Annotated in this window: 5 protein-coding genes; all 5 read right to left on the bottom strand. The window is 52.7% G+C overall.

The features are described from left to right. Positions 1–126: 126 nt before the first annotated feature. The 5 genes from ACI77D_RS24340 to ACI77D_RS24320 are packed head-to-tail and all read right to left on the bottom strand — an operon-like array spanning position 127 to position 11,125. Positions 127–558, bottom strand: coding sequence for a very short patch repair endonuclease (locus tag ACI77D_RS24340; protein WP_407017650.1), 432 nt, complete (start codon positions 556–558; stop codon positions 127–129). 23 nt (positions 559–581) lie between these two features. Then, positions 582–6,059, bottom strand: coding sequence for an ATP-binding protein (locus tag ACI77D_RS24335; RefSeq protein WP_407017649.1), 5,478 nt, complete (start codon positions 6,057–6,059; stop codon positions 582–584). Further along, a complete protein-coding gene (locus ACI77D_RS24330; RefSeq protein WP_407017648.1) occupies positions 6,052–7,596 on the bottom strand; it encodes a hypothetical protein in 1,545 nt (514 codons plus the stop codon). Before ACI77D_RS24330 ends, ACI77D_RS24335 begins: the two co-directional genes overlap by 8 nt. Further along, positions 7,593–9,740, bottom strand: coding sequence for a hypothetical protein (locus ACI77D_RS24325; protein ID WP_407017647.1), 2,148 nt, complete (start codon positions 9,738–9,740; stop codon positions 7,593–7,595). The genes ACI77D_RS24330 and ACI77D_RS24325 overlap by 4 nt, the downstream gene beginning before the upstream one ends. 20 nt (positions 9,741–9,760) lie before the next feature. Next, the gene (locus ACI77D_RS24320; protein WP_407017646.1) at positions 9,761–11,125 is read right to left on the bottom strand and encodes a DNA cytosine methyltransferase; all 1,365 of its coding nucleotides are present in this window, start codon (positions 11,123–11,125) and stop codon (positions 9,761–9,763) included. Between the last annotated feature and the right edge of the window lie 963 nt (positions 11,126–12,088).

Below are 12,088 nucleotides of genomic sequence, written 5' to 3'. Positions count from 1 at the left end.
ACTACTGAAATCATGTGTCGATCACGTACATTCTCGCAGGTCGTGTCTGTTTTTTGGCGAAAAAAATATTTCCAGAATAAAACATCCCAAGGGATGAAGCTGACCTTCATACCCTTTGGATCGTTCTCAAAATCCTTTTTCCCCCCGTATCAGTTCCGCTATTCGCTCCCCAGTCGCCTGCGCCTTTCTCGCCGATCCAAGCTCGCATTCCCAGACGACGAACACTCTCCAGCCGGTAGCGTTGAGGAGCGCCGTCACTCGGTTATCCCGAGCGACATTCTTCTCGAATTTTTCCACCCAAAATGCCGTGTTGCTTTTCGGTGTTGTGGCAATGCTGCAGTCGGAATGCCGGTGCCAGAAGCATCCGTGGACGAAAACCACGGCCTTGTGCCTAGGAAGCACAAGGTCGGGCTTGCCGGGCAAGTCAGCCCGATTTAGGCGATAGCGGAGCCCAAGACTATGGAGCACCTTGCGCAGTGCTATTTCTGGGCGTGTGTTACTCCCCCTGATTCGGGCCATCCTCTCTGACCGCTCTTTAGGGGAGAGGAAATCGGTCATACCCGACCTCCATGTCGAGAGCTCTAGGCTGGGCCTTCATTTCCCTCCCTCACCAGTTCATAGAAAGGTAGACCGCGAATAACCTCTCCAGAAACGTCGAAAGACTTATAGAGGCAGTGATGATTAGGTAGTGTCTTCACACGCTCCGATAGCTCAGCAAGATCGGATGTAAAGCCGAGGACTCCTAGTTCGGCCGGAGTGATGTTAGGTACCTTGTGTATGAACCAGGACAGTAACGGCTCCCTGTAATCGGTCGCACCAACCTTGAAGTGTCTAAGGAACTGCGATGCGAGTATGACGCCAGTACCAAACTCCCGACCCTGTAGCAATAACTTGCGTAAAACGTCGAACTCGTAACGCATGATATTATCGGCTTCGTCCACCAAGAGGTAGGAATCGATCGCCCTTAGCTGCGGATCCGTGCCTGTAAACGCTCGCTTGGGTACTTTGAGCATGTTCTCGTAAAACATGTTTAGTAAGATGGCGACGAGCATATTCTTGCTCCGGTCATCTTGTCCCATGGAACTCAGGGATATCACCACGACACCATCGAAGAATTCATCGAAAGGCTTTGTCTCAGCCTTGGTTTTTGCAAACACCTCCATGTCCACCAGATCGTCAATGATCGCCATCGGCGCGTCCGACTTCCCGCCCAGTATTTCACGGTACTCTGCATGGATATCGTAGATCGTAGGCTGGCGGTCCTGACCATTAGCTGCCTCGTAGGCCTTACGGACGGCTGCTTTGAGTTTGTCCCGCTGCACTGGGCCTATGCCCGAGTACACCTTGTCGAGGACGTCTGCGAAAAAACGGAACCGATCCAACCAAGGTGCTGAAGATTCCCCCATGCCGGTGGTATCGAAGAGGTTCAGGGGCAGGTGATAAGGTTTCACTACCTTTGCCCCGGTGGCCTCTACGAAATCCGAGCTACTAAAGTCGCTCTTATAGTCGAAGATTAAGAAGCGTGGCTTGATCCCACGGTTCGCATCGGTGGCTCGGGATATCTGCAGGATAAGCGACTTGAGGAATTGAGTCTTACCTGTGCCGAGGTCACCTGCCACACCAATATTCAACTGGTTCAGTCGAGTATCGGATATGTTCAGGGTTAGTTGTCTTGGCTCGAAACCATCGACGGTGTTGCCTACTGAAAGAATTATTCCGCTGCCTATCTCATCTGGAGCCAAGGAGGATGCGATGTCCCCATTCGATTTACTGGAGGGTGGTTCTTCGTCGATTAAGTTCGCTGCCGTTGTTTCTTTGTTTGGAACTGCCAAAGGCGCTGCCAACTGTTCACTTTCAGCGGGAGAACTATCAGGAAGGGGTAGGCTGTCAAGATCAGGAGGTAAAAGCCCCCAATCTCCAACCTTGGCACGCACTGCGTCGTAGAACGACTGTGGATCATTGCCGACTACTATTCGACCCGCATCCTTGTTTGAAATGACAATTGTCTCGTCGAAATTGTCGCCATCACGATCGTGCTGGACACTCTGAGTTGAATCGTCCACGACTATAAGCCGCCCTCTCAAATCCAGGCTAGGCCTGGACCCCGGATCGAGAATCGCAGCTGCGATTCGCTCATGGTAGCCAGCCCAACGAATAGCCTGTCCTTCCACTGCCTGATGTTGACTGTAGACTCGTAAGCCAAAGCCTATCATCGAAAGTAATAGGTGCTGGTAGGCTAGGCTCCATGCCAAAGATGTGCTGGCGCGTTCTTCGATGGCTTGCAAAAGTGTCGAGAGTGCTCTTGCCTGTGAAAGAGCGTCCATGGAGTCATTGGCTCCGAACACGCTGCCTTGGCGGCACTTGACCTCTATTGGGGTGAGATGTAGATGAACTTTGTCTCTACGGATTCGCACGCCAACCACAAGCAGATCGGGTCGTGACAGGGAAGTGTCTTTGCGTTCTTTGCCGAGAGATCGGGCAAGGTCTGCCAGATAACCCCTGAACTGGTCGACGGGAACGATTATTGCGATAGTGGATTCGTCTAATGATCCCGAGAGCACTGGTAATAGGCTGTTCTGGTTTCCTTCTATGCGGAACTGATCCTGAAGGAGTCGGACCGCCAGAAAGAGGCCAAGGTCACCTGTGGCGCCAGTGTCGTCCCCAGAGAGACCCCGGACAGTGGGAATCCCTCTTCTGGCAACTTCTAGAAGTATTTGCTCAACCTTGTCGTCGTCTAAGTTTTCGCACCCTGGAAGAGGCTTCAAGACTCGGCGCAAGGCATCTCGATCGGCTTGCTTGACCTGTGATAGGAGGTAATAGCCACTAGTATCACCTGCGCGATGAGAATAGGAGGGGAGATCGTAGTCCCAAAGATAGGTACCTTTTATCCAGCCGCCCAAGAAACAAGCGGGATCGATTGCGGAAGATGAAACCGCAACGTAACCGGCGCTGTTTTCCTTAAGCATGTCGGATACTGCATGAACACTGGGTGAGAACTGCAGACCTACTTTGCCGTCCCTCATCCGCTCTACCATGATCATGCATGCTGAAACCTTGTCAGCGAATGATTCGCCGGATAGAGGCATCTGCATGCCTTGACGTGATTCGCTCAGGAAGGAACCTAGAAGCTGACGTCTTACTCTATGCCTGATTAAGCCGCCAGCTCCCATTGGCGAAAGCATGCCGACTTCTTTCGACTCGGGTTCTGCCGAGTCTAGTTGGGCAATGATGCCTAGATCAGGCTTAGCTCCAACTGGTTGCTTGTCATACCAACGGACGTGGTTGTAAGTGTCTTCAGAAAGGTTGGCGATCGTAGCCTGATCAGGCCTTCCAGAAAGTCGGGTATCGAATACCTCTAGAATCTTCGCGCCGACACTTTGCCTTGGGGTGTCCGAATCTCCGTTACCGAACCGCTTGGTGCACCAGTTGGCCAAGCCTTCATTGCATGCATCAGTGGTGCCACCTGCACTTGACACTACCAGACTAATAATGGGCTTCGCGGCCAGAAGATTGGTGACGTCGTCGAGGGCACGAGAAACTTGTGCGGGGCTGAATCCGCTTGAGATGCCGCCGACGGTCAGTCCGAATGTGTTGTCGAACGGTGGACGGCGGGTCCGGGCGGGTAACTGGCCCAGACGAGAGCCATTCCACAGGACTGACCAGTAGTCGGAGCTGCACTCTACGGACAGGAAGTCGATTCGTTCTACACCACTTGGCGACTGCAATGCGATTGTCAGTAGATCAGGGACACAATCCGGATCAAATATGCTCGCAGCTGGGCATGGATAAGAGGAGTCGCCCTCTACCTCGTCCCGCAGCACTTTTTGTGCAAGACAATGCCATGCTAGGCGTAGGGGATGCATCGGAGAAAGAATAATGGCGTCCGGGATTCTGCTCAGCGTGCGTCCGTCTGATTCCAAGGAGCAGACCGCAACAGTATCTATCCAACAGGCGATGTCCGGATCTGCCTCGAGCCAGAACATGTATGCTTCAAGGTAAGCTTCGGCGAGTATGCGGAATTCCGCACGATCCGATAGCCAGGCTCCGAGCTGGGCGGACTCAAGTAACCCTGACTGATCCTCGCCTCGTATGTATTTTGCTATCTCCCTGCGAGCTTCCACAAAGCCCTTGGGCGGTTGAAAGCTTTCGGCCTCCGGGCGCGGGTCATGCAAGAATCGGCCTTGTGAGAGAATGGGGCCATGAGGAGCATCCCAGTCGGGGGGGGCCCATCTTGAAACGTAGTCGTCGGCAATAACTAGTGGTCTGAACGACTTGGCTATGTTCTGCTCTTCGAGTATCCATGATTGTAAACTTGAAGACCGGGCGTTCCGGTCAAGATGGACCACAGCCTTGGTGTCAAATTTTTCGAGATGTCTGCGATTTAGTTTAATTAACCGCTCGAATTCGCTCCGACAACCTTCCTCCTTTGCTTCATCGCAAGAAAGATAAACTCTACAAATTTGAGGAGTTGAAACGTCTGTAAGGTTGAAGGAAATATCTAACTGGTATTTGCCTTCGGCTACTACCTCCACCAAATACTCATTCTCCCCAACCAGCCTGGCTTCGATGGATTGTTGGTGCTCCTCTAGCTCTGTAGCATCGTCAGGCATACCTTCAACGTTGCGAATAGTTGCATCAGGTGATAAGTGCAATCGTAGTTCGTAACGTCCAGAGCCTGGTAGTGATAGGGATGTCTCCCAGTTCATTGCCGCAGAGTTCTTGCTCGGTTTTTTCGGTGGTGAGAGTTTCGTTGCTAGCCTGCAAGTTACAAGTATCCCGGGCTTCCAGTTTATTAAAGAAATTACCCGTATGCTTGCGGGTTTGCAGTTGGCAGCAGTGACTTTGTAGGTTAGGGGAGTCCTGTGGGAGGGCGGGGCTAAATCTGTATGTTCCGTAGTTCCGTTTGGTGCTGCTTGCAGTGGTATTGGAGCCTTTCCAAAGGAACCACCAGTCAGCATGAATTCTTCGGGCTGACTGCCATCGTTCGTTGAAATGACTAGTTCCACTCGGTCTCGAACTACTGCCGGTAAACCCTTGATCGCAGGCGTAACACTATTAGTGCATCGCATGCTGATCTCCCCGATGACTTCATCGAGTTCTTCAGCGAGCAAATCTGTCCACTGTTCTACAGTTAGCAGACTCCACCATGCCGGAGAAGGCACAAGTTCTAGGGCCTTTCCAGGAAGATAGAAAGCCTCGGTAGCCCGGTCAAAGGCCGTAGGAACATCGCAGCTTGCTTGGAGGTGGGCAAGAAGTTCTCGCAGGGCTTGGGCAATATCGGCAGGGGCGCTCTGTGCTAGGCGTTCAATGCCGGTCTTAAAGCCATCCGCAAGTTCATCGGCAATTTTTCTTAAAACGGAAAGTTGGCCCTTTGACGAGACGCCGCCATCCTTCATTGGTGGAAGACCGCATGCTAGAGCAAGCGCGTTGCCAGGCGACATACCCTGGTGGCAGGTCTCTATTGAAAATATACGAGATAACATGCGCCATGAGGCACTATGGTTTGCTTGTTCCGGATCCACCTCGTCGATCGAGTCTGCAGCTGCGCGTATAAGCTGTTTGGCATCGTCTCTATACAAATCCTCAATGCGAGCGACGACTAACGCCTCATTAATCGCTTGCTGAACAAAACCGTCTTGCGACCATTTTTCGACATCTGCGCTCATGCCGAACACATCGCTCGACGACTCGATCGACAAGTTGTTGTGCTGGCCAGCGGGGACTAAGGCTACAAAGCTGGAGTTATTTGGATCATTACGCACATCCAGTAAGTGGTCGTTGTCACACTTTCCGGACTGCCCTATTTGAAGTTTGTGGCCCTTGATATGGTCAGATGGGCACTGGAGCAGTACTGGCAACGTCACTAAGCTACCGTCTATCCCAGACGTAACTTGGATCCCTCCGTCTCGAACGAGTTCCTCGTAGACTCGCTCGAGAATTTGGAGTGGAGGGCCACGGAAAATTAGCCTGTATTCAAATTTTTTCCCACTAAGCCCCTGCGTCGCGCCTAAAGCTTTTTCCCGGACAATTGACGCAAGCCAGTGTGCAAGTTTATTCATTTTCACTTCCCTGAAGAGCTTGGCTTGTGTGGAACGGCGGCAATAGCAGCATGCCGCTTTCGGCATCTGGGCTATCAAGCACGAGACCGAGCATCCTAAGCTGGTGCCCCAGGTCATTTCTGGCTATATCGTGCTTATCTACGGTAACGCCATAGGCTGCGAGCTGTTGTCCTAGCCTTTGGATTGAGCGTGGGCCGCCCATGCCTGCGAGAGCGCAGTGGACTAAAGCAAGGACGGCCACCGGGCCAAGAGATACGATCCATGGGCTGGATGGGCTACTGCCCTTTTGCTTGAGGATATATCCTTGGTCATATCCCCTAAGCAATGGCACTGCTGTCCGACGTTGCCCTAGGCCATGCCGCGCGAACTCCATCAGGTTGGCGCCTATGCCTTTCTTGCACAGCCGCGCTCTGGTCTCTTGTTCGCGTATATCAGCAATTGTTTCCAGAGTTCCCGCACGGATGAGTGCAGCCCTATGCGCCCCGATATGACGGCATAGCTCCACCATGTCGTTGCTCGATGAAAGCTGACCTTTATAGGGCGCTCCAACTTGATCTAGCGACCAGAGAAGGGCATTGATACCAAGGCGAGCATTCAGATAACTTGATACCTGATCTTTGAGGCCTAGAAGGGCTTTTCCCCCATATGCCATATATTGGGGAGACTCCGGGAAGACTGCGCTCCGAGCTTCCAGCTCGTTAGATGGTATCGTGCCATCGTTGAGTGCAGCCGATAGGCATCCCCAGATTCTGGTATGTACGTCGCACAGCCATGTTGCGTGGGAAACAGCAGCGAGGCGAAGCACAGCCTCGAGCAAACTGGTCCATTGCCTGCGTGTCATAGCATCTTTCGCCTGCATAAGTGAATGCAGATCTTTGGTGAATCTTCGAGCGGGTAGGAAGGTAATTCCTAGGAAGTCAGAAGACTCTAACGTTGCCATGTCCTCATCAGGGATTGGAGCTAGCGTCCAGACACTCGGACCTTGGTTCCACGAAGATGTCTCCTGCTCAAGCCACCGTGCGAATACGTCGTCCGTTTCAGTCACGCTCAAAGCTGCAAAGAGGCTTTTCCAAAGTTGTTGCGCCGACTCCTGATCCTTGGATCCTAGGCAGACCATTCTGCGTATGAGCTTTCCAGCATTCCAAGGATTCCCCCGCAACCGAGCTGCTCCAGAGAAGAGTCCCGTTCCTGGCACGATGGGAGTGACTTGCAAAAATCGGTTAGTGGACTGATTTGGGAGTTTCGGGCTCTCCAGAATTCCGTGAAGTACTGTATTCCAAGTCTCAACACCTACGATCGCACCGGTAGGAGGCTGTTGGCTCTTTTCTCGGAGTTTCTGGATACGTTTGTCCAGATCGCGCCCGGCCTGCGGTACGCTCCCCTCACTTGCGGATGAAAAACCTATCGCCCGATAGAGCGACGCTAGAAGTACTTCTGAGTTCGCATATTCCGGAGCAGGCGTCATCGCGAGGGTTGACGTCTGATAAATGGGATGGGAACTCCTCCAGGGAGCTTGCTTGAAGTCCGCGAGACTCATCTTCCATCCTCCATGCCCGCAACGAAGCCATTCCATGATCGGCCTACCACCGTTCCATCTGTCCCTATTCGTATCTGTGCATCTTCGAGTAGGTCCTGGTCACGGACAATTAAGCCGGAGAGCCGAGCTTTAGTTGTATCAAGTAGAGCTACGACTGTACGGGGAAGAGAGGCAGGAGATAGGCCTCTTTCTAGCTCTTTCACGGCTTTAAACAAGTCATAAGTCAGTGGGATTGGTTGGGCAGATTTCCCATTACCAACCCCTAGGTAGCAAATTGGTGCTCGAGGTCGTCCTGATGTGTTTTGGGGTAGCATTTTGACCTGACGCTGTGGCACAACTAATGTCGCCTGGCGTTGCCTTGGCGGTAGAGGCTGTCCGAAAGTGGTGGTTAGGGATACCTCGAATTCTTTTCCTGTGTTCAGCAGATCCTTCACTTGCTTTACGACTTCGAAGAGATGCTGGTGCTTATCGTCATCTTCAACGACCTGTTGGAATGCCTGCAAAATCTGAAAGTCTGCAACTATCGCTGTTCGAGTACATATGCTGCGGCGAACAAGTCGGCACGCAAAGTCGCGGAGGATATGTTGAATTCGACTTGCCGCTAGGGGCTTCTTACGGCGGATATTCGGCAAGGAAAGCATGGCGTCCGCATTAGAAAGTCGCTTGAGTAACTCAAGTTCGTTTTGCGATAGCACCTGATACTTACGGATAAACTCTATGCCACCAGCGAGGGAGCGACTGAAGCGCATGTCGAGGTCGCCAAGGCCAATTGTGCTGCGGTTACTTACTGCAACTTCGCTGTCGGGGCTTGCAAACGCCGGGTCTAGGGAGTCGACAAGTCCTTCCAGCAAGGGGGCAATGGTTGCTGGGAGATAATGAGTCTTGCGCTCTGCCAGGAAATGAGCGAGGCCGACAAGCGTTCGCACTTCCTCAGCCTCTAGTTCCTTCCCGAGTCCTAGTTCCTTGATGTCACGGCGGAGAGAGGTAGCGACACTCTTATCCCATCGGTGGAATAGCGCGTGTTGGTAACTTGATGTCGCCAGATGAAAAATAGCTGAGAGCGTCTGTCTCGTAGGTCTTTTCGTCCCTGCTGCCTTCTGGTCAAGTTCGACGAGGCTGGCTGCCCATTGGCATGGCGTTGACTGGTGCGTATGACTTGCTGGGTCGTGGACTACAGGGTGGTGCCCGGCCAGTAGGTAAGAAGTCAGAGAGAAAAGGTCGCGGAAGCTCCAGCGCTTACCGCTGGCTAATTCATACCAGCGCAATATCTTTAGTAACGCTGTTCGGTGTTCGTCCCGGGCTAAGATTGCTTGGCTGGTACAGAAGGGGCATTTTTCGCCTGCTGGACATGATCCCTTTGCAGGCCACATTTCGGATGCAGTGGCCTGTCCAAATAGAATTTCCGCTGGTGCAGAAGTCACTTCGTCAGGTTTAACTAAGAGGGACTCGGCATCCATTGGCCAGACCGCAATCGATGGGAAACCTTCGAGTGGCCAGCATGAGGGAGCATCGTAAGCCAGGCTCACAGCCCTCGTTACAGCTTCGAGGATGGATCGCGGCTTTTCCAAATCATTGTCGATAGCATGGATCAGCGCATCATCGAGGACACCCCGGTTAACGCAGCATAGATAAGCGTGGGATGGTGGTCCATCCTGTAGCCTATCGAGCTCTTCGATGAGGAGTGCTGATGCAGCGCTCCCTTCGTGACCGGCTGTCGAAGTGGCGTCCTGAACGATATCCAAGCTCAAGCCACTGTCGAACCTTGAAAGACTTCCTGCATCGACGCTTACTATTCGTGGAACTTTAAAGCCAGCAAATGGATGGAACGCTTTTGACAGCTCTTCGATGAGCCGTCCCTCACAGCCTAGGCTCGCATCTAACCAGTGGATGGTGGACTCGATCGCTTCGGTTTTCCCATTACCTGGACCACCAACCAGAAGGATAATCCTCGGGATGCTGGTGCTATCGGCCGGGAGCTTTTCGGCCCAGGCTTGGAGTCGGGCCAGAAGGCTCGTTTTTAGTAGTAGTTTGTTAGGCTGGCCGCTTTCGTTGTCTAACAGCCGCTTCACTCCCCCTGAGTGATGACCGGCCCAGTCGACAAGGGCTGCGGGGTAGCGCGCCCCTTCCATTTGGGTGCTTTCCATTCCCCTCGACTCCTATGTTTTCAAGCTATGGCTAAGATTTCTTGTTCTGCTTCAGTGACTGTTTGCTGACTAGCGGCGGCCACGGCCTCTGCTAGTACCGACCTGATGGCTAGGCCAATGGCTCTTGCAAGATAAGGAGGGACAGCGTTGCCCACCTGTGTGTATCGCGGACATTCCTTCGTCCGTTGGCTACCACCCGTAGTGAATTTACCGCGGAACTGGAACCAGTCGGGAAACGACTGTAGGCGTGCAGACTCTCGGACGGTCAATATCCTTGGTTCGCTGTAATGGAGCACGTCGTCGGGCAACGTCGTTATTGTTGGTGCTGGGATGCCCGCTCGCATTAGGCAAATACGGTGCTTCTTGAGTCCATATTTTTCCCTTTGAGCCAAGCTCATTAAAACACCCTTGGCGCATTCAGGGTCCTGAATGATCTTCAAGAACCGCTCCCTGATCTCGGGCTTGTGTTTTGCTAAGCGTACGCTGTCCATGGAGCCGTCACCCCCCTGATGCATGAGGGTTTGGTAAGGTGTCCGAGGCCCCGCATATGCGAGCTCTAGAAAGCCGGTTCGAGAGGATGGATCAGTGCATGGCCTTGTACCTGTGTGCTCCATTTCCAGATCGGAAATAGCGTCCCAAGCGCTGACTGTTTCTGGAAGTTCAAGATCTTGCAGTTGCTGCACCCTTGCTTTCTCTAATAGTTCGAAGGCTCTGGTGGCGCCGCCACGAAGATGACGAGCAAGATCCTTGCGGATCCCTATTACGATTAGGCGAGGGCGCTTCTGGGGAACTCCGAAGAGTGAGGAGTCCAATATTCGACCGAGGACCTGGTAGCCAACCTTGTCCAAGCTTTCGACAAGCTTGTCATAGAAGGACTGGGGCTTCACTTGTATGCCAAGGTCTCTCCAGGATTTGGCGCTATGCGCGACCTTCATACCCGGTACGTTTTCCAGGACAATGGCGGCTGGTTGAATGGCCTTGACCATTTCCACGTACTTCTCAAACAGCTTATTTCGTGGGTCGGACTCTAGACGCTTCCCTGCGAAGCTGAATCCTTGACAGGGAGGACCTCCCGCAAGTACATGCACTTTCCCCTTGAGTTGGGCAAGATCAAGTGGATGCTGTTCAAGAATTTCATCGATACCCCAGGCCTTTCTTTCCAGCCACGAAGGCCAGTCGAACTGAGTTACGGGCACGTCACGCCCTTCTAGCAGGTTCGCCGACAACGTGGAAAAGGCCATCTTGTCGCGCTCGACGGCAAAGACTCCGTTCAGCCCTGCAAGCGATAGTCCGAGGGACAGGCCTCCACAGCCCGCGAAAAGATCTGCAAACATCAAAGGTTGCCCGTGGGCAGGTAGCGGGGGGAGGGTTTCGATATTTTTCATGGGCTCCTGCCCGGATATGGTCGTTTTCAGGGTAGGGAGCGTCTCGCGATGCCCTTGGCTATCACCTATATAGGCAGCCTGACGGTGGTCTTTTTTCGCCACCGATGCTTGAGGCTTGCTCGGCAAGCCGTCTAGAGGTGGCTCGATAGGCGTCGAGGGGGCAATAGTGATGGATAATGAGTTGCCTCGCAAGCAAACGCAATGGCTGGGATCGCCGGAAGGGCCGCTGGATTTGAGATTGTAGGTCCCGCTTATGTCCTTGAATTCATCTATAAAATTTTCATTGGATCGGTCATGGGTGTCGCTAGGTGGTATGCACATATTTGAGCTCCATCATCCGGCTTGAGAACCGAGCAATCTTTAATAAGTTGGGCATGAGCGAGTGGCCTGAAGCTGGCGAAGCGAATTCTTGGTACTGTCAGTTCAGCACTCGTGGTTCATCCGGCCTTCAACGCCTGCACAGGTGCCGTAACGCTCGCCGATCTGGGAAGAGCAGATCAGCGCGCGATCTGCTGTTTAGGAGAAATCGATCATCTTCGCCCTGGCATTGCTGAGCTCTTTGCTGACCCGACCGATTCTCGGTATGTACAGAAGGCCCAGAAGGCGGTTTAGAGCAGGGTGTTTGTGTCTCAGCTGCCTTTGGTCGGTATCGCCAAGGGCAGCGAACTGGTTTTATGTACAGTATCTGTCTGGTAGCGAATTTTGCAAGACGCGCTCGTCGCGGGCGTGGATCCCACTGATCTAACCAGAGCAAAATATCTAGATAGACTCAGCGAATTTATATTCGTGTTTTGGTGGGGGGCAATGGCCGGTTTGGCTAGCAGAGCTAGTTAAATTAAATATTGTGTCTGCCAATAATAAGTCATTGTGAATGGTTTTTTTTCGGAGTGAAGTAAAGCCGTAAAAGTTGCGTTGGGCCTACCGTTTATGTGGGTTTAATGGCTAAGTTTGGTTGGTGTGTGT

Source organism: Pseudomonas sp. O39, assembly GCF_045447295.1.
Taxonomy (GTDB): domain Bacteria; phylum Pseudomonadota; class Gammaproteobacteria; order Pseudomonadales; family Pseudomonadaceae; genus Aquipseudomonas; species Aquipseudomonas antarctica_A.
This window is presented reverse-complemented; position numbering and strand designations above follow the sequence as displayed.

Bases quoted from the DNA above. Each gene is read 5' to 3' on its own strand.
- ACI77D_RS24340 (WP_407017650.1), bottom strand. From the start codon at position 558: ATGACCGATTTCCTCTCCCCTAAAGAGCGGTCAGAGAGGATGGCCCGA.
- ACI77D_RS24335 (WP_407017649.1), bottom strand. From the start codon at position 6,059: ATGAATAAACTTGCACACTGGCTTGCGTCAATTGTCCGGGAAAAAGCT.
- ACI77D_RS24330 (WP_407017648.1), bottom strand. From the start codon at position 7,596: ATGAGTCTCGCGGACTTCAAGCAAGCTCCCTGGAGGAGTTCCCATCCC.
- ACI77D_RS24325 (WP_407017647.1), bottom strand. From the start codon at position 9,740: ATGGAAAGCACCCAAATGGAAGGGGCGCGCTACCCCGCAGCCCTTGTC.
- ACI77D_RS24320 (WP_407017646.1), bottom strand. From the start codon at position 11,125: ATGAAAAATATCGAAACCCTCCCCCCGCTACCTGCCCACGGGCAACCT.